Source organism: Gordonia polyisoprenivorans, from assembly GCF_017654315.1.
Lineage (GTDB): Bacteria > Actinomycetota > Actinomycetes > Mycobacteriales > Mycobacteriaceae > Gordonia > Gordonia polyisoprenivorans_A.
Map to the genome: position 1 here is coordinate 877,176 of NZ_CP072203.1, position 17,989 is coordinate 895,164.

Annotated in this window: 18 protein-coding genes; 10 read left to right on the forward strand and 8 right to left on the reverse strand. The window is 67.3% G+C overall.

The features are described 5' to 3' along the window. Window positions 1–34: 34 nt before the first annotated feature. Window positions 35–1,066 carry a hypothetical protein gene (locus tag J6U32_RS04060; protein WP_208793656.1) on the forward strand — a complete coding sequence of 344 codons (1,032 nt, stop codon included), beginning with the start codon at window positions 35–37 and terminating at the stop codon, window positions 1,064–1,066. Between the two features lie 21 nt (window positions 1,067–1,087). Here J6U32_RS04060 and J6U32_RS04065 read toward each other — a convergent pair whose 3' ends face one another. The 3 genes from J6U32_RS04065 to J6U32_RS04075 all read right to left on the reverse strand — a co-directional run bounded on the left by J6U32_RS04065 (window position 1,088) and on the right by J6U32_RS04075 (window position 3,566). After that, the gene (locus J6U32_RS04065; protein WP_208793657.1) at window positions 1,088–1,714 is read right to left on the reverse strand and encodes a winged helix-turn-helix transcriptional regulator; all 627 of its coding nucleotides are present in this window, start codon (window positions 1,712–1,714) and stop codon (window positions 1,088–1,090) included. A 184-nt stretch (window positions 1,715–1,898) separates the two neighbouring features. Further along, a complete protein-coding gene (locus J6U32_RS04070) occupies window positions 1,899–2,606 on the reverse strand; it encodes a hypothetical protein (RefSeq protein WP_244332571.1) in 708 nt (235 codons plus the stop codon). Between the two features lie 186 nt (window positions 2,607–2,792). Further along, window positions 2,793–3,566, reverse strand: coding sequence for a DUF2470 domain-containing protein (locus tag J6U32_RS04075; RefSeq protein ID WP_079928447.1), 774 nt, complete (start codon window positions 3,564–3,566; stop codon window positions 2,793–2,795). Between the two features lie 153 nt (window positions 3,567–3,719). Between J6U32_RS04075 and pheA the strand changes: the two genes are divergently transcribed. Beyond that, window positions 3,720–4,688, forward strand: coding sequence for a prephenate dehydratase (pheA, locus tag J6U32_RS04080; protein ID WP_208793659.1), 969 nt, complete (start codon window positions 3,720–3,722; stop codon window positions 4,686–4,688). Continuing rightward, on the forward strand, window positions 4,688–5,389 hold the full coding sequence (locus J6U32_RS04085) for a histidine phosphatase family protein (RefSeq protein ID WP_208793660.1): 702 nt from the start codon (window positions 4,688–4,690) through the stop codon (window positions 5,387–5,389). The genes pheA and J6U32_RS04085 overlap by 1 nt, the downstream gene beginning before the upstream one ends. A 57-nt stretch (window positions 5,390–5,446) precedes the next feature. Here J6U32_RS04085 and J6U32_RS04090 read toward each other — a convergent pair whose 3' ends face one another. Then, window positions 5,447–5,797, reverse strand: coding sequence for a metallopeptidase family protein (locus J6U32_RS04090; RefSeq protein ID WP_006369204.1), 351 nt, complete (start codon window positions 5,795–5,797; stop codon window positions 5,447–5,449). 6 nt (window positions 5,798–5,803) lie between these two features. Continuing rightward, window positions 5,804–7,135 carry a septum formation family protein gene (locus tag J6U32_RS04095; protein ID WP_208793661.1) on the reverse strand — a complete coding sequence of 444 codons (1,332 nt, stop codon included), beginning with the start codon at window positions 7,133–7,135 and terminating at the stop codon, window positions 5,804–5,806. A 73-nt stretch (window positions 7,136–7,208) separates the two neighbouring features. On the opposite strand from J6U32_RS04095, the gene J6U32_RS04100 reads away from it, so the two are divergent. The 4 genes from J6U32_RS04100 (at window position 7,209) to J6U32_RS04115 (ending at window position 10,921) form a co-directional block, all read left to right on the forward strand. Next, window positions 7,209–7,607 carry an ankyrin repeat domain-containing protein gene (locus J6U32_RS04100; RefSeq protein WP_208793662.1) on the forward strand — a complete coding sequence of 133 codons (399 nt, stop codon included), beginning with the start codon at window positions 7,209–7,211 and terminating at the stop codon, window positions 7,605–7,607. A gap of 65 nt (window positions 7,608–7,672) precedes the next feature. Then, window positions 7,673–8,929 carry a serine--tRNA ligase gene (serS, locus tag J6U32_RS04105; RefSeq protein ID WP_208793663.1) on the forward strand — a complete coding sequence of 419 codons (1,257 nt, stop codon included), beginning with the start codon at window positions 7,673–7,675 and terminating at the stop codon, window positions 8,927–8,929. A 99-nt stretch (window positions 8,930–9,028) separates the two neighbouring features. Beyond that, a complete protein-coding gene (locus tag J6U32_RS04110; RefSeq protein WP_208793664.1) occupies window positions 9,029–10,057 on the forward strand; it encodes a DMT family transporter in 1,029 nt (342 codons plus the stop codon). 3 nt (window positions 10,058–10,060) lie between these two features. After that, the gene (locus J6U32_RS04115; RefSeq protein ID WP_208793665.1) at window positions 10,061–10,921 is read left to right on the forward strand and encodes a DMT family transporter; all 861 of its coding nucleotides are present in this window, start codon (window positions 10,061–10,063) and stop codon (window positions 10,919–10,921) included. Window positions 10,922–10,946: 25 nt separating this feature from the next. On the opposite strand, the gene J6U32_RS04120 is transcribed toward J6U32_RS04115, so the two are convergent. Continuing rightward, window positions 10,947–13,052: a DUF3533 domain-containing protein gene (locus tag J6U32_RS04120; RefSeq protein WP_208793666.1), complete on the reverse strand. Its 2,106-nt coding sequence runs from the start codon at window positions 13,050–13,052 to the stop codon at window positions 10,947–10,949. Window positions 13,053–13,227: 175 nt separating this feature from the next. Here J6U32_RS04120 and J6U32_RS04125 point away from each other — a divergent pair, with 175 nt between their 5' ends. Together J6U32_RS04125 and J6U32_RS04130 are read left to right on the forward strand one after the other, a co-directional pair. Beyond that, window positions 13,228–13,800, forward strand: a complete 573-nt coding sequence (locus tag J6U32_RS04125) for a TetR/AcrR family transcriptional regulator (protein ID WP_208793667.1) — start codon at window positions 13,228–13,230, stop codon at window positions 13,798–13,800. A gap of 45 nt (window positions 13,801–13,845) precedes the next feature. Further along, window positions 13,846–15,093, forward strand: a complete 1,248-nt coding sequence (locus tag J6U32_RS04130; protein ID WP_425324104.1) for a lipase family protein — start codon at window positions 13,846–13,848, stop codon at window positions 15,091–15,093. A 2-nt stretch (window positions 15,094–15,095) separates the two neighbouring features. Here J6U32_RS04130 and J6U32_RS04135 read toward each other — a convergent pair whose 3' ends face one another. Then, window positions 15,096–15,740: a response regulator gene (locus J6U32_RS04135; RefSeq protein WP_208793668.1), complete on the reverse strand. Its 645-nt coding sequence runs from the start codon at window positions 15,738–15,740 to the stop codon at window positions 15,096–15,098. Further along, window positions 15,737–16,963, reverse strand: a complete 1,227-nt coding sequence (locus J6U32_RS04140; protein ID WP_208793669.1) for a sensor histidine kinase — start codon at window positions 16,961–16,963, stop codon at window positions 15,737–15,739. The genes J6U32_RS04135 and J6U32_RS04140 overlap by 4 nt, the downstream gene beginning before the upstream one ends. Before the next feature lie 122 nt (window positions 16,964–17,085). Here J6U32_RS04140 and J6U32_RS04145 point away from each other — a divergent pair, with 122 nt between their 5' ends. Continuing rightward, a complete protein-coding gene (locus J6U32_RS04145; protein WP_244332573.1) occupies window positions 17,086–17,661 on the forward strand; it encodes a hypothetical protein in 576 nt (191 codons plus the stop codon). Window positions 17,662–17,989 lie beyond the last annotated feature (328 nt).

The following is a 17,989-nucleotide window of genomic DNA, read 5'->3' on the forward strand; positions in this document are numbered from 1 at the left end:
CGAAAGGACTTGTCGCGCCAATAGAATCACCAGAATGAGTCCTGTGGATATTCTGGCCTCGCCGCGCGGCAGGCGTTTCTGTGCCAACGTCGTGTACCTCTGCAACAGCGATGGCGATGTCCTGCAGGCCGAGCGGAGGCGAGCTGATACTCCGACCGAGGCCTGTGCGGAGATCGCGGCCATGGACATCCCGCGAGTATCGGCGTTCTCCGAATTGGACCTCCTCTGGGCGTTGAGAATGGCGGTGGACTTCGCCCGCTACTGGCAGCCGCCCGATGACGAGGACGTGCTACTCGCCGATCCGGAGGTCGTTGCTGCGTTCCGACCGATTGCCGACGCCGTGATGGCCGCACCCCACACCGCGTGGTGGGCGGAACCGATAGACCTCGACGGGCAGCGATTGGCCCACTTCAAGTCGTCCTCCGAGTCCTGGCCGGAATGGACACGCCCGCAGCTCGAAGCCACCGCCGAACTCGACGAGTGGCGCCGTCACGTCACGAGGGCGGAAGCACGCCATCGCGCTCGGCGGATTAGTCATCCCTGTTCCGGAGCTTCAAGTGAATGGTGGTCGATCCCGGGATGGCCCAGCAAAACGGTGGAAACAACCCGAGCCCTCCCCGAACTCGGGGCGACACTTCTCGCCCTGGACGAGGACTCGTGGTCGAAAGACGACGCCCGCGTGTGGAAGGTTGCTGTGACCCCATCTCCACGAGTCTGCGAAATCGCCTCACCCGAGGACTGGGCCGACCTGGTCGATGCCTATCCGCTCGAGGTGACCGATTCGAAGCGGACGGACTGGTACCACACCACGGGACGCGATGGTCGCTGGTTCATCCCGGATTGGTCCGAGGTCGTCACCGAGTATGACGCTGTGCACCTCAGCGTTCACGGGTACCTTTCGACCCCCGGAATCGCAATTCCGTTGGCCGACAACGACTGCGCCACCGTGCTCGCGGGGTGGGACCCCGATGCCACATGGTGGCTCGATCTCGCTGCCATTGCTGTTGACGGCGATCCCGTGGAGTGGACCTGGGACGGCGACCGTTGGTTCCCGGTACCGAGCTGAGCGCTGAGTCGAAATCGCGTCTCACGCAGCGAATGCGGCGCGCACCGCCGACTCGTCGCCGTCGATCTCGATCAGCGACAGCGCCAGTGCGTCGTCGAGAGTGAAGGCGCCTGCGGCCAGCCCGAGAACGTAGGCGGGCTCGGCGCGCACCGTGGCGACGAGGTCGCGACCGTCGTGCGGCAAGACCTCGAATCCGTAACGCGTCGTTCGCAATTGCAGCGGTTCGTCACCCACGTCAAGCCCGATCGTCGGGGCCGAGCGGTCGGTCACGCGCCTGTCGAGCAACGCCGGAACGGCGAGGGCCAGCCATTCGAGCCGGAATTCGTCGCCCTCCGGGCCGCGGATCATCAACGGAGTCGACCAGCGGATGAAGCCCTCGATGGGTTCGCGTAGCTGCGCGCCCCACGGCGTCAACGCGTACTCGACGGTGCTGCCCGTGCCCGTCAGCCGGCGTTCGAGAACGCCGGCGGTCTCGAGATCGCGGAGTCGACTGGCGAGCAGGTTGGTCGCGATGCCGGGAAGCCGGTCGAGAAGGTCGCGATAGCGAGCCGGGGACATCAGAAGTTCGCGCACGATCAGCAGGTTCCATCGGTCGCCGACCACTTCGAGCGATCGAGCGAGCCCGCAGTACTGGCCGTAGCTACGCATGCGCTTGAAATTCTCAAGTGAAGAATAGTTAGTCAAGTGATCTTGCTGGAGCGAACGTCGCAGCCGCCGCTAGCTGCCCGTCGATCGCCTGTTTTCAGTCATTTCGAAAGAAGCCACGAGATCTGACCTGGGCTTTTGTGCCGCAGCTACTTCGGGAATGACTGAAAACAGGTCAGGGCATCGGTCACAGGGCCGGCTGCGGAGAATCCTGGTCGGATGCGGCGCTTCCGGTCGGCCCCGACCGTAGTGCCCAGCCACGGGCGAGGGCGAAGGTCGCGGCGACGACCGCGGTGGCGGCGAGAACGGTCGCGACCCAGGTCGTCATATCGGTGGTGTACCCGAGGTGCCGCGCAACGGCGACACCAGTGCCGGTGGCGGCGGCCGCACCGAGAGGCAATGCGACTGCGGTCGCCAATGCCGTTGTCTCCCTATGGGAATCCCTCGACATTCGCAGGACCAGGTAGACGGCGGCGACGCTGAGGACGTAGGCGAGGACGGCACTGATCCCGTAGGCGGCCAGTTGTGTGGTCACGTCGTAGTCCACGCGTCCGGCGAAGGCGGTGCCAACGATGACGAGCGCCGGCGACAACCCGACGATCACGCCGAGCAGACCTGCGCACACCACGCGGCCGAGCCGGTTGTCGGTCGCTCCGGAGACGCGGACGCCTGCCCACCTCAACACCGCTCCGAGGATGAAGCCGAGGAGTGCGCCGATTGCTGCTGAGGCCGCAAGTGATGTAGCGACGCCGGTATCAACGAAACCGGCGTCGTAGGTGCCCGGCCCCCATGTCACCGAGAAGCCCTGCCCGGAAAAACCGAGTCCACCAATCGACGCGATGAAGGCCGACAACGCTCCGGCGAAGACCGCAAAACCGACGAGTTGGCGCCACATGGCAGCCATCATGCAGGACGCGGGGAGGTGGGGAGAGGTGAACGGGGGTGGTGTTTCGTTGTCGGCTTACCGGGGTCTCGAGGCTCGGCGCCTGGGGCGCCTCGCACCTCGACCATCGGAGATTGGCTGGCGCCGCGGGGTTGGCTTGGCGTCGCGGCTGGTGCCCGACACCGGCACCGGGAACGGTCAGTCCGGCAGGCTGTTCATGAACGGGCAGCCGGCCAGGGAGCGCAGCGCTCGGGAGAGTTCGCCGACGTCGGTGACCGGGCGGGGGAAGGGGAGGCGGACGTCGGCGTCGCCGTCGGCGCCCTCGACGCGGAAGCGGATGCCGAAGCGGTCGAGTCCGAGCGGACGCACGCGGCCTTTGCGCAGGTCGCGCGGGAGTTTGCGGGCGAGTTGGCCGACGACGTCGGCGTGGTCGGCGTCGAGGTGGGCGATCCACTCGCCCTCGTACTCCCAGAACGGGTCGGGATCGGCGACGGCGAGTTCGCCGGCCGCGACGGCCGCGGCACCAGAACTGCTCGCGACGACGGCGCGATCGACCTGCAGCCGGATCATCGACCGGCCGTGACCGATGTCGAGCAGGCCGCCGTTGGGGTGCTCGGTGGCGATCTCGACGGCCAGGTCACGCTCGAGGTTGCGGGGCACTGCGTGGGCGGTGCCGTTCAGCCAGACCAGTGATCGGACGCGTTCGCGCAGGTCGATAGGTGCGCAGTCGGTGATCTCGACCATCGCCGGCACCCCGTCGGCGGCGTCGCCGGCCATGACGATCGCCTCGCAGTCGGTGGGGACGAGCAAGAACGCCTGCGACTCGAACAGATGCACCAGATCCACCGGCGTCGGTTCACTGCTCGATGTTTGTGTCGGATCCTCCATGGCGAGCATGGCCGCATCGGCCCGGCGGCAGGCCGTCGCGATCACCTCGGCGTCCGACGGGCGGTCGGTGATGGCACGTGTCATGGCGATCCTCACTGGTCGTGCTGCGGTACCCGCGGTTCGTCGCCGAACCGATTGGAATGAAGGTAACCCTAACCTAAAACTCGATCCGTCTGTCGTCAATGGTGAGACTCGCGCTGAGGCGATCTCGACAGCTTTCTCGATTAGGCTCTTGTCGTGACACAGTTCGCGTACTTCGGCCCGCCGGGAACCTTCACCGAGATGGCCCTCGACAAGTTCCTCGCCGACGCGTCACTTCTGTCTGCACTGACCGGTGGCACCGCGAGCAACATCGACAAGCAGCCCGAGAAGAGTCCGGTCGCCACCATCGAGGCGGTCCGATCCGGTCGCGCCGAGTTCGCATGCGTGCCGATCGAGAGCTCGCTGGAGGGGTCGGTGCCGGCCACGATGGACGCGCTGGTGCCCGACCCCCGCGCCGTGGTGCCGCGCGTGCAGGTCTTCGCCGAATGCGACCTCGACATCGCCTTCACCATCGCCGCCCGTCCAGGCACCGCTGTCGCCGATGTGCGCACGATCGCCGCGTACCCGGTGGCCTCGGCGCAGGTACGGGAAAGCATCGAAAAGCTGTTCCCGGGAGCTGAATTCGTCACCGCGACGTCCAACGCGGCGGCCGCGGTCGACGCTGCCGACGGGCGCGCCGACGCGGCGGTATCCACCCGGCTCGCCGCGGAATCGTCCGGGCTGGGGGTGTTGGCCGACGGAGTGTGTGATGCCGCCGACGCCGTCACCCGATTCCTGCTCATCGGGCGTCCGTCCGCGCCGCTGCCACGCACCGGGGCGGACCGCTCGTCGGTGATCCTCGAACTGGCCAACGAGCCCGGCAGCCTCATGTCGGCGATGAACGAATTTGCTTCGCGGGGAATCGATCTCACCCGAATCCAGTCCCGACCGCGGCGCGACCTCGAACGTGGGGTGACCATGCCCGGGCAGTACCGGTTCTTCCTCGATGCGGTCGGCCACGTCGACGACGCCGCGATCGCCGAGGCGTTGCAGGCGCTGCACCGGCGCTCCGAGCGGATAACGTTTCTCGGTTCGTGGCCGATGGGCAGTGGTGGTGGCACCCCGCCGCCCGACCATGACGCCGACGCGCAGTGGTTGGCCCGGATACGCAGAGGAGAGGACTGATGGCCCGGTTGCACCTGGTACGGCACGGTGAGACGACGTCGAATGTGATGCGTCGCCTCGACACCGCGTTACCGGGAGCCGCGCTCACCGATTTCGGTGTCCGCCAAGGTGTTCGATACGGTCTGGAGAACCGCGGCATCATCGCCGAACACCCGCAGCGCCCGGCCGTCCTGGTCAGCTCACTGGCGCGGCGCGCCCAGCAGACCGCCGAACTGATCAGCTCGGTGTGGGAGGTGGAGCCGCGCATCGTCGAGGGCATCCACGAGGTGCAGGCCGGTGAACTGGAGGACCGCAGCGACGACGAGGCGCACGGGGTGTTCCGGGATGTCCTCGACGCCTGGTACTCCGGCGCCCCCGACACCCGCATCCCGGGCGGCGAATCGCTGCAGATGGTGTACGACCGCTACCTGCCGGCCATCGACGAACTCGCCGCCACCTACCTGAGCGGTCCCGACGCCACCGACGTGGTCGTCGTCAGCCACGGTGCGGCCATCCGGCTCGTCGCCGCACGGTTGGCGGGGATCGACGGGAAGTTCGCCGCCGCAACGCATCTGCCGAACACCGGCAGCGTCGAACTCGAGTATCGCGACGGTCTGTGGGTGTGCCATCGGTGGGGCGCCAGCCGGGCGCCGTTCGACGAGGCCGTCGACGAGCCGCTCGTCGTCACCGACGACTCGGTGGGCGACAACCCGATGGGCTGAACCGCCCGCCACGCAGGAACCGGCTGTGACGTAGGAAGAGCCACGCAGGAACAGTCCTCAGCCCCACCCGTTGGCGTGCAGCCACTCGTCGTCGATGCCGAAGTGGTGCCCGACCTCGTGCATCACGGTGATCGCCACTTCCCGCACCACCTGCTCGCGGGTGTGGCACATGGCGAGGATTGGCTCCCGGTAGATGTGGATCGTGTCGGGCAGGAACCCGCCGTAGTCGTGGGTCCGTTTGGTCAGTGCCACACCGGAATACAGTCCCAGGATGTTCGGGGATTCGGGGTTGCGCGGCTCGATCAGGATGACCACGTTGCTCATCGCGTCGGTGAGTTCGGACGGGATCGCGTCGAGGGCGTCGCCGACGAGTTCTTCGAATTCCTCGTCGCGCATGTGTACGGTCATCGGTCCCTACCCGGCCGGTGCGGCGGTTTCGAACGGGTTGGGGGTGACCCCCGGCGGCAGCGGGACCGGCGTCGGGGTGGCGCGCCCGGACGGGCCCGGCGCGGGCGGCTGCGGAACCTTCCCGTTGACCAGGACGGTGCCACGCGCGTCGCCGACGAGGGTCGCGAAGCCGCCGCGGTCGGGAAGCCCCAAGAAGCACACGACCTTTCGGCTTCCCGACAGCCAGCGGGGTTCGCTGATCACCGACCACTGGGTGTTGAGGGTGGTGGCGTCGAGTTTCTGCTTGCCGCCGACGAATCGCTCGGCCTGACCGGGGCAGATCGTCGTCAGATACTCGTTCTGCGCCTTCTCGCCCGGCCACGGCTTGCCTGAGGTGGCGTCACCGAAACGCTGTGCGAGATCGACGATGCCGGTGGTCTGGAAGGCATGCGGCTCTGAACAATTGACCACCGTCGGCGGCGACGCCACGCGACGCGTCGAGGCATCGATGCCGATGCAGGTGCCTGCCGGCCACTGGAAGGACTGGTCCTGCTCGCCGACCTTGCCGGAGAACAACTGTGGCGTGCCGTCGGCGCCGGTGATCTGCAGACCGCAGCGTAACTCGCGAGCTCCCTTGGCCCACTGCTGATCCGACGGGTACATCAGTCCCACCGAGAACCGGCCATCGGGATCGAGGCGACCGTTGAGGTAGCGGTTGACGATCACCGGGCACTGCTCGTCGCGGATCTGACCGAATCGCTCAGGCCCGGGCCACGCCGCGGAGTCGCCGAACTCCGACCCCGGCAGCAGCGCGGTGTTCAGGGCGCCGGCCACCTCGAACCGGTGCTCGGAGGCGCAGTCGACCTTCGCCGGATCACCCGGCCGGTTCTCCGGCCAGGTCAGGCAGTCCCCGGCGACCGATCGGGTGAAGGCGTTCTCCGCGAGGCGTTCACTCTGTCCGATGTCGGTGCCGCCCACGCTGCCGCGATCGTTGAAGGTACCCATGGCGAACGCCACCCCGGCGGCAACGAGGGCGCCGACGACGATCGCGGCCAGCCCGACCCGCACCGCATTGCGCTGCAGCCATCCGCGGGAGTCGGCCGCGGGCGCGTCGGCGTCCGCGTCGGCGGGCTCGAAATCAGTGTCCCCGAAATCAGCGGCGTCCCCGAAATCGGTGGCGTCCGAGTCGTCACTCGCCCCGGCCGCCGACCACGCCTGTGGTCGGGTCGCGGTGTCGTCGGCGATCGGCGTGAGCTGGGTGGTCTGCTCGTTCGCCGCGGGATCGCCGGACTTGCTCAGGTCGACGGTCTCGTTCGCCTGGTCCTCGTCCGCCTCATCGCGGTGGGCTTCGTCACTCATCGTCCTCCATGATGCCTGGTGGCTCGGCGATCACCGAGGGCGCCACGGCCCCGTCGTACCTACACTCGGCCGGGTGAGTCCCGAACCCGACGAGATCGATCCGGAGGTCGTCGCACTGGCGACCCGCCTGTTCGACCTGGCCCGCCGGGGCGTGGCCGCCGATCTTGCGGCCTATCTGGATGCCGGAGTCCCCGTCGACCTGCGCAATCAGTCCGGTGATTCGCTGTTGATGCTCGCGGCTTATCACGGCCACGCCGACGCCGTCGCCGCGATCGCCGCCCACGGTGCCGACGTGAACCTCGCCAACGATCGCGGGCAGAGCCCGCTGGCCGGTGCGGTGTTCAAGGGCCATGACGACGTCGTCGCGACGCTGCTCGAGGCGGGCGCCGACCCGCACGCAGGCACACCCACCGCCCACGACACGGCCGTCATGTTCGGGCGCGACGATTATCTCGCCCTGTGGAACCGCTGAGCCGGCGCTGAGCGCTGCACTCCTGATCCGGGCGGGCCCGGCCAGGTCAAGTAGGGTTTGACATCGTGATCGACCTCAAGATTGTGCGCGAAGATCCCGACCGTGTCCGCGCCTCGCAGCAGGCTCGTGGCGAGGACTCCGGCCTGGTGGACCAACTCCTCGACGCCGACGCCGCGCGACGTGCGGCGATCGTCGAGGCCGACTCCCTGCGTTCGGAACAGAAGACGTTGGGCAAGCAGGTCGGCAAGGCGTCGGGCGAGGAGAAGACCGCGCTGCTGGCCAAGGGCAAGGAGCTCGCCGAGCAGGTCAAGGCCGCGGTCGCGCGCCAGAACGATGCCGACGAACGGTCGCAGGCCGCGCACATCGCGATCTCCAACATCGTCGAGGGCGCGCCGGCCGGCGGCGAGGACGACTATGTGGTGCTCGAGCACATCGGGGAGCCGCCGACCATCGAGAACCCGAAGGACCATCTCGAACTCGGCGAGTCGCTCGGTTTGATCGACATGGAGCGCGGCGCGAAGGTGTCGGGGTCGCGGTTCTACTTCCTCACCGGGCAGGGCGCGCTGTTGCAACTCGGCCTGCTCACCATGGCGGCGCAGAAGGCCACCGCCAACGGCTTCACGTTGATGGTCCCGCCGGTGCTGGTGCGTCCGGAGGTCATGGGCGGCACCGGATTCCTCGGCGCCCACGCCGACGAGGTCTATCACCTCGACAAGGAGGACGACCTGTACCTCGTCGGCACCTCGGAGGTGCCGTTGGCCGGCTATCACATGAACGAGATCCTCGACCTGTCCGACGGGCCGAAGCGCTACGCCGGCTGGTCGACGTGTTTCCGCCGCGAAGCCGGCTCCTACGGCAAGGACACCCGGGGCATCATCCGCGTGCACCAGTTCGACAAGGTCGAGGGCTTCATCTACTGCAAACCCGAGGACGCCGAGGCCGAACACCAGAAACTGCTGGCGTGGGAGAAGGAGATGCTGGCCGCGATCGACGTGCCCTACCGCGTCATCGATGTGGCCGGAGGTGACCTGGGATCGTCGGCAGCCCGCAAGTTCGACTGCGAGGCATGGGTTCCGACGCAGAACACCTACCGCGAGCTGACCTCGACGTCGAACTGCACGACGTTCCAGGCCCGTCGGCTCTCGATCCGTTACCGCGACGAGTCCGGGAAACCGCAGACCGCGGCAACCCTCAACGGCACGCTGGCGACCACCCGCTGGCTGGTGGCGATCCTGGAGAACCATCAACAGCCCGACGGCTCGGTACGTCTGCCCGAGGAGTTGGCCCGGTTTGTCGGCACGGAGGTGCTGACCCCGGCATGATGGCGGGATCGGCAGCGCACAGATGGGCATGACATGACGGTCGCGCAGGGATGACAGTCGCGTGGAAACGGCAGGGCACGAGATGGCGGTGAGTGCGCGATGATGGCCGGTGTCATCGCCGCGGTCATCGGTTCGGTGGCGTTCGCGTTGGCCGCGGTCCTGCAGTCGATGGCCGCCGAATGGACCGCCCGACGAGAAGCCGCAGAACAGCGCGCCGCCGCCCCGGCGAACTCCGGCGGCACGGCGACCGCGACGACGACGACGAAGGCCGCCAAGCGGGCGCATCCGAGTCTGCGATCCACGGCCCGCACCATGATCAAGTGGCCGTTTCTGCTGGGTCTGTTCTTCGACGTGATCGGTTTCGGCGCAACGATTCTCTCCGCGCGGCTCATTCCGTTGTTCCTGTCGCAGTCGATCATCGCCGCGCGGCTGGTGGTCACCGCGGTGCTCGCCATGGTGATCCTGCACGTGTCGTTGCGGACGCGGGACTGGATCGCGGGCGCGGTCGTCATCGCCGCGCTCGTCCTCCTCGCCGTCGGCGCGGGACCCGAGGGAACCCGCAACGAGCAGTGGATGCACTGGGCGACGCTGGTCGCGACGTTCGTGCTGTTCGGTCTCGGGCTGGTGTTGATGCGGGTGCTGCACAAACACATCGCCTCGGCCACCGGGCTCGTCGCCGGCGCGATGTTCGGCGTCATGGCGGTGGCTTCGCGTGTCCTGCACGGCCTCTCGCCGTTCTCGGCGTCACATCTACTCACCGACCCGGCGCTCTACGGACTCGCCTTCAGCGGCATTCTCGGCTTCTACCTGTTCACCGTGGCGTTGCAGACCGGCTCGGTCAACGGTGCCGCCGCCGCGCTCGTCGTCGGGGAGACGGTGATCCCGGGTGCGATCGGCATCCTGCTGCTCGGCGACACCATCACCAACGGCTGGGAGATCCCCACCACCATCGCGTTCATCGCCGCGGTCATCGGCGGTGTCATCGTGTCGTCGTCGAGTGCGGTGCAGGCCGTCGAGCACGCCGAGGCCGCGGCCTACCACCACGAGCATCGGCCGCGTCCGCTCGAATCCGCGCCGCCGCGTGCGGCATTGGAATCGGGCTCCGATCACGGCACCGGCAAGGACTGAGGCGTGATCGTCGGGTTCATCGCCGCCGTTCTGGCCGCCCTGGCCTACGGCACCGCGTCGGTGCTGCAGGCGCGCGGTGCCGCCGAGGTCGACGACGGTGCACAGCATGACGAGGTGCCGAGCGCAGCCTCGACGTTCGCGGCGATGATCACCGTCTCGTTCCTGATCGGCTTCGCTCTCGACGCGCTCGGATTCATCGGGAACATGGTTGCGGCGCGCACCATGCCACTGTTTGTCGCGCAGCCGATCATCGCCGCGAATCTGGTGGTCACCGCGCTGCTGGCGATGGTGGTGCTGCACGCCCGGTTGTCGGTGCGTGACTGGACGGGCATCGTGCTGGTCATCGCCGCGCTCACCGTCCTCGGTATCGCGGCCGGCGACGAGGGTCACGACGACGCCGGACGATCCCTGCATTGGGGTGTGCTGATCGCCGGTGCCGTGCTGATCGGATTCGGTCTGGTGGTGATGCGGTTCTCCGGAGCGCGCGTCGCCGTTGGGGCCGGTCTGCTCGGTGGCGTGCTGTTCGGGGTTCTCGCGATCGCTGTGCGTGTCGTCGACGGTGTCTCCCCGTTCGACCTCGGCCGACTGTTGACCGATCCGGCCGCCTACGCGGTCGTGGTGTGCGGGGTGGGCGGGTTCTACCTGTTCACCGTCGCACTGCAGACCGGGTCGGTCAGCGCCGCCGCGGCGTCGTTGGTGGTCGGGGAGACCGTGGTGCCCGGCGTCGCGGGCATCGTGTTGCTCGGCGACACCGTTCGGCACGGCTGGGCGGTGGTCGCCGCCGTCGCGTTCTTTGTGGCGATCGCCGGTGCCATCATCGTCGCCATGTCGTCGGCGGTGGCGGATGTGGAGGCGGCGGGCTGAGGCGCCACCTCCACCGCCATCGCTCCTACTGTTCGGGTTCCATGTTGATCGGCGGCGGGGTGGGACCGCGTCCGGCACGCTTGAGGAGTACCCCACCGACCACCATGGCGGCGCTGACCGCCAACCAGAGGACCAGGATCCACAGGTTCTTCGACCACGCGTCGGTGCCGTCGAAGTAGGCGATGCGTTTGAGCGCCTCGAATCCGTTGGACGTCGGAAGTATCGGATGCAGCACCCGATAGAACGCCGGGGCCATGTCGGTGCCCACCGCGATGCCCGATGTCGAGACGCCGAGGAAGATGAGTACGAGCATGCTGACCATCATCATCAGTGGCCCGATGAGCATCGACCCACCGAGTTGGAACAGGCCGCACGTCAGAGCGATCACGAACAGCGTTGCCGCGACCGCGATCTCGTTGTGGTGCAAGATGCCGATCCATTGGTAGCTGATGAGGACCTGCGCGAGGGCGCACACAGCCGAGATCACGACGATTGCACCGACCTGCCATCGCAGGCCCAGACCGCGGCCCAGCATGTAGGCGATCATCGCGCTCAGATAGCCGCCGAGGATGGCTCCGAGGCCGAGGTAGAGTACGCCGGCACCGACGAGGTCGCTTGTGGGCAACGGCGCGACGTCGTCGACCTGTAGCGTCTTGCCCGACGCCGCGGCCACCGGACCGAAGACCTGCTTGACCACCTGCGTGGCCTGCAGGTTGCCCGCGCCCGCGAGGGTGAGCGTTGCGCTCGCGGGATCGTAGGCGCCGCGGATCTCCAGCTGCTGCAACTGCTCTCGCGCAGTACCGGCATCAGGAACCGAGGTGAACTCGAACCCGTCACCGGTGACTTTCTCGAGCTGGGTCGTGAGCTGTTGTGTCACAGCCTGATCGGTGCCGACGATGGCGACCTTCATCTCGTGCGGCGTCGGGTTGTGGAACAGTCCGATGAAGGTGAGCGGCAAGAAGGTCACGAGGAAGATCGGGACCACGGCGGCGCCGGCCAGTGCCTTGCGCCGCGCATGCTGGGCTGCGGTGACCTCCCGGTTGTCGCCGAAGAAATGCCGGAAGCCGGGGCCCTGCAGGCTGTTCTCCTCCGGCTTGGCCGAGTGACGCATCGCCGCCAAGGCGATCATCACCATTCCCAGCAGTGCCCACAGTGCCAGCGTGGACAGGGTGGCGCCCATGCTTGCGTCAGGGAAGTAGATGAGTCGTCGCAGACCATCGAGAAGTGCGGGGGTGGGCAGGATCCGATTCATGGTGCCGAGGAAGCCGGGCACCATCTCGGCGGGTATCGCCGCCCCCGAGGCCGGTATGCCCATCAGGACCATGATGAACACGGTCGGAATGATCGCGACGGGTCCGATGAGCCGCATGGCCCCGAGGTGGAAGCATCCCACGGTGAGCAGACCCGCATATGCGAGGAGCGCGGCTTTGATGAAGCCGGAGTCGAGGCTGCCGTACACCGAGTAGGCGATGAAGGTCGGGATCGTGGTGAGCAATGCGCCGAAGACCGCCAGAAGAATGAGCTCGACCCGCAGGCTCAATCCGCCCACCGCCATGCGTAGAGCCGATGCGAATGAGAAACCACCGAGCACCGCGGCCAACCCGACGAAGAGCAGTGAGTTGGCCAGTTTGTCGTTGCTGTTTGGCGGGGTGACGTCGATGACGTTCACCGGTTTGTCCGGATTCTGTTTCTGCGCAACGGCACTCAGGAACGTCTCGGCGGTGTTACTGGCGATGGGTCCGCCCGCCGATGCCACGTAGACGTCGTTGGTGACCGGGTTCCAGGCACCTCGGATGTCGAGGTCGTCGATCGCGGCGCGGGCCGCTCCCGGATCCGCGACGGTACTCACCGCGAAGCTGCCGTCGGACTGGGTGGTAATCGCCGAGGCCATCTGCTGGGAGGTGCTCGTGTCGCCGATGATCGCCACCTTCATGTCGTGTGGCGTCGGGGAGTGCAGGCCCCAGCTGTAGAGCAGCGGCATCACCACCATCATGAAGATCGGGAAGATCAGCGCGCCCAGGAAAACCTTCTTGGGTGATCGGGGGTCGGGTGGGAACGGGCTGGTGTCGTCGCCTGTCGACTCCGCGGCAGTCTCATCGGAACCGTTTGTCAGGGTGGATGTTTCGCTCATCACGAACCTCACTGCGGGGCTGGTTGTGGGTCTGGGGTGTCGGAGGTCTCCGGGGCGTGTGAGCCGCGATATCGGATGCATCGTTGAATCCGTCGGAGAACCGCTGATGGTGGCAATGCTAGCGCTGTCGTAGACACTTGTAAACAAAAGGGTGATGCCTGCTAGGGTTCGACGTATGGCATCACGGTCGGCCAGCCTCGATCCGCGGGCCGAGAAGGCTCGCGGAGAACTGAAGGCTGCCGCGTGGCAGTTGATGCTCGAACGTCGCGTGGAGACCATCTCGGTGAGCGACATCGTGCGGCTCTCCGGCGTGAGCCGTCCGGCCTTCTACCTGCACTTCACCGATCGCGACGACGCGATCGTGGCCGCGGTGGTCGACCGGCTCGACAAAGCCGTCGCCGTGGATGCCGGTCCGCAGGAGGTGATCGCGGCGCTGATGGGCTTCGTCGTCGACAACATGGAGTGTTACCGAAATCTCTACCCCAGTCTGGCTTCTCAGCGATGCGCAGAGGTCTTCCGCTCGCGGCTGCGGCCGCAATGCGAGGAGATCGTCGTGAGTCTGCGCTCGGGCGGAAGTGGGTCGGGCTCGGTGTCGGCGGACACATTGACCACGTTCCTGCTCGGCGGCTTCATGGAGATTCTGGCGGCGTGGGCCGCATCCCCGGGGGCTGTTGCGCCCGACGAGCAGGCGTCCACGCTGCTGGCCGGTTTGACGCAATTGGCCGAAGGGCGCGGTGCGCGCCGCTGAAGTGCTCGGCTGTTTATTGCACGAAACCGGGCCCCGCACGACACAATGACTGACATGTCGACCCCCGGACGCGCGCGGCGCCGCGCTCTTGTAGTGATCGTGTTCTTGGCTCTGTGCGCGTTGGTGGCGGGCGGACTGTCGGCCGGGCCGGCCCACGCCGCGCCGCCGGCCCCGCCGAGTGCCGACCCGTTCTACACACCGCCCGCCGGGCTGTCGTCGGCGCGGCCCGGGGCGATCCTGCGGCAGCGTGAGGTCGCCCTCGGCTACGCCGGAAGGGGCCTGCCGGCGCAGGCGACCCAGTTGCTCTATCGGACGACCGACACGTTCGGCAACCCGTCGTCGACGGTGACCACCATCATCTCCCCGCCCGGAGCCGCGCCCGGATCGACGCGAAAGATCGTGTCCTATCACGAGTTCTACGATGCGCTCGGCAGCCAATGCGATCCGTCGTACACGCTCCGTGGCGGAGCGTCACAAGCCGCGCCCATCGATCTCGCCATGATCACCACGATGGTCGCCGCGGGATACACCGTCGTGGTGCCCGATTATGAAGGGCCGCAACTGCGGTGGACGATCGGCCGGGAATCGGCGTATGCGGCGCTCGACAGCATCCGCGCCGCCGAGCGCCATCTGGGTGTCCCGGCGTCCACGCCGGTCGTTCTGTTCGGCTATTCCGGTGGCTCCATCCCCACCGGCTTCGGCGCCGAACTCGCCCCGGCCTATGCGCCCGAGCTGAATCTGGTCGGTGCCGCGGCCGGGGGAGTGCTCGTGAACCCGGCACACAACCTGCCCTACGTCAACGGCACGCCGCGGTGGTCGGCGGTCATCCCCGCGCTGATGAACGTCTACGACCGCACCTACGACATCGGCATCGGACAGTATCTGTCTCCCAAGGGAACACAGGTTCTCAATGAGATTCGCGGGGAGTGCATCAACGATTTCCTCGGCAAATACCCGGGATTGACCGACTCGTCGCTGCTCAAGCCGCAATACCCGTCCCTACTCGACGTTCCCGGAATCCCGGCGGCCATCGACGCCAACATCATGGGATCGGTCGGGACACCGCGCACACCGATGATGCTCGGCATCGGCGACGCCGACGGCCGCGGCGACGGGGTGATGCTGGTCGGCGACGTCGTCGGACTTGCGAGAAGCTATTGCAGCCGTGGGCTTCCCACGGCGGTGCACGTCTACCGGGGTGACGATCACCTCCGCGCCTTCGGGCCGTTCACCGCCGACGCGTGGACTTTCTTGCAGGGCCGGTTCGCCGGGCGGCCTGCGGGTGGGTGCTGAGGTCACACCCCACCCAGGTCGCGCACCAGGATCGCAGCCTGCACCCGCGATTCGAGGCCGAGTTTCATCAACACGCGCGACAGGTGCGTCTTCACCGTCGCCTCGGTGATGAACAGCGTCGACGCGATCTCCGCGTTGGCCAAACCATCTCCGAGACAACGCAACACGTCTCTCTCGCGGGCGGTGAGATCGTCGAGTGCGGTGGGCGGGGGAGTGCGTGAGCCGCCGGGCGTGGTTCGGACGGCGTCGACGACGCGGCGGGTGACCTCCGGCGACAATGCCGCGTCACCACGCACCACGGCGCGGACGGCATCGATGATGGCCTCCGCCGACGCCGTTTTCAACAGAAAACCACTCGCCCCGGCCCGCAGTGCGCCGAAGACGTACTCGTCGAGATCGAAGGTCGTGAGGACGACAACCGGGCAGATGTTCTCGCCGACAATCACTTCGGTGGCGCGGATGCCATCGGTCCCGGGCATCCGGACGTCCATCAGCACGACGTCGGGCCGCAGGTCGCGGGCGCCGGTGATCGCCTGGTCGCCGTCGATGGCCTCCCCGATGACCTCGATACCCTCGGCAGGCTCGAGCATCATCCGCAGCCCGGCCCTGATGGCGGCGTGGTCGTCGGCGATCAGGATCGTCGTCACGGGTGAAATCCCCCTGCCTCGGGGTGAGCTGTCGGAAGCGTTGCGGTGAGCCGGAATTCGTCGGTACCGCGCTCGACGCAGAGCGCCCCGCCGACCGCGTGGGCGCGAGTGCGCATGTTGACCAGGCCGCGCCCGGTGTGACGATCGCCGGCCGGATGGTGATCGTGGTGGGCGGCGAGTCGATTGCAGACGTCGAGGACCAGGGTGTCGTCGGCGTGGGTGATCTTCACCCGGATCGGTTGTCCCGGTGCATGTGTGGCGGCATTCGTCAACGCTTCGGCGACGATGCGGTACGCGGCGATGTCGACGACCGGCGGTAGCGCGTCGATGCTGTCGGCGGCGGTGATCGTCGCAGGTACGTCCACGGTGATGTCGGTGCCGGACTCGGCGATGGGCGCGGCCAGCCGGTCGATACGTCGCAGACCGGCAGTGGTGTGCCGGCCGTCGGCGGTCTGTTCGCTGCCGTCGGAGAGCAGGTCGATCAGTCCGCGCATCTCGGTCAGGGCCTCGACGCTACTTGCCCGGACCGCGGCCAGTGCTTTCCCCGCGAGGGCGGTGTTCTCCGGATACTGTAGCGCCGCAGCCGATTGCACCGCGATCGCCGACAGCCGACCGGCGATCACGTCGTGCAGTTCGCGGGCCAGGCGGCGACGCTCATCGGCGACGGCCTCGATCTGCTCGCGCTCGCCGAGTTCGGCGAGTGCCCGCGAGTGTTTGCGTTCCAGTGACAACGCGCTGCGGTGTTCGCGCACGGCCAGCCCATACGCGAGTGGCGAGCCGATCAGCGCGAGCAACCAGAGCACACAGATCAAGAGCAACCGCCAATCATCGTGGGCGACGACGGACACCAGCAAGAACGTCGCGACCGACACGACGGCGGCCAACCCGTACAGCACGCGGACGAGGCGGGCACCGCCGTAGACGCACGTGGAGTAGACGATGTCGGAGAACACCAACCACACCCCGATCGACGGGACGGTCAGTGAATCGAGTGCCAGTGCTGCACTGACCCCGGTCAGCGCGACGGCCGGATGCCGCGAACGACACAGTTGAAAGCACGCCGCGATACCCAGCGAGACCATGCAGAACCACGTCGGTAGCGGGCTTGCGTTCTCGTCGAGTACCCCGAGGCCGGATGCGAACAGGCTGACGCCGAGGGTTAGGAACAGCAGGGTGAGGCCGGCGTCGTTGAGCAGTGCGCGGGACACCGGAAGTCGCCACATGACCCCATCGTTGCACGAGCCGACATCCCGGTCATCCGACGAAAGGATGACTTCTTCCGGCGCAGGTGCGCTCGATGGGATGGCCGATGCGGTCGGGTCGGTGTCCGCGCGACCGTGGTGACATGACGGATGAAGTGTTGCGATCGCCGGTCCTGTGGGTCATCGTCGGGTGCGAGATCGGGTTCTGGGTGCTGGTGTGCGCCGGGTTGTCGATTCGGTACATCCTGCGCAGGCGTCGGGCGTCGACGGTGGTCTTGGCGCTGGTGCCGTTGGTGGATCTGTTCCTGCTCGCCGCTGTGGCCGTTGACCTTTCACACGGCACCGAGGTGACCACGGTGCACCGGCTGGCCGGGATCTACCTGGGAGTCACCGTGGCCTTCGGTCATTCGATCGTCACCTGGGCCGACGCATGTTTTGCGCACTGGTTCGCCGGTGCCCCGGCCCCGGCCCGACCACCTCGCGGTGGTGCTGCCGCCATGCGCCAGGAGCTCGCGCTGTTCGGGCTGTGGTTGATCGCGGCGGCGATCGCCGCGGGCGCGGTGCTACTCCTGTCTGTGACCGTGGCCGACGATCAGCAAGCCGCCGACCTCCGCGGGACATTCGGGATACTCGGGGTGGTCACCGTCATCTGGTTGCTGACCGGGCCGGTGTGGCAACTGTTCTCGACTGCGGACGACCGGGATCGGGCGAAGCGGTGAGGTCGGGGATAAGGGATACTCGAACACCTCCCATCCGATGGCGGAGACCTTTCCCCGATGGTCGAGCACCCCCCCATCCGATGGCCGAGACCGTCCCCCCGATGGTCGAGGTGCGAGCCGCGTGCGGCGAGCCTCGAGACCCGGTGAGACAACAAGCCTCCCAACCACATCCACCGTCGCACGACTTGAACGCGAGCCGGGTTTACAAACACCCCCGCTGCACCAGCCGCGTCTGCACAGTGGAGCCGCGGACGCATAGTTCCCGACGGTCAACGCCCCCCCGATGGTCGAATAACCCGCCCCACCCGACCGTCGCGAACCCCTCTTC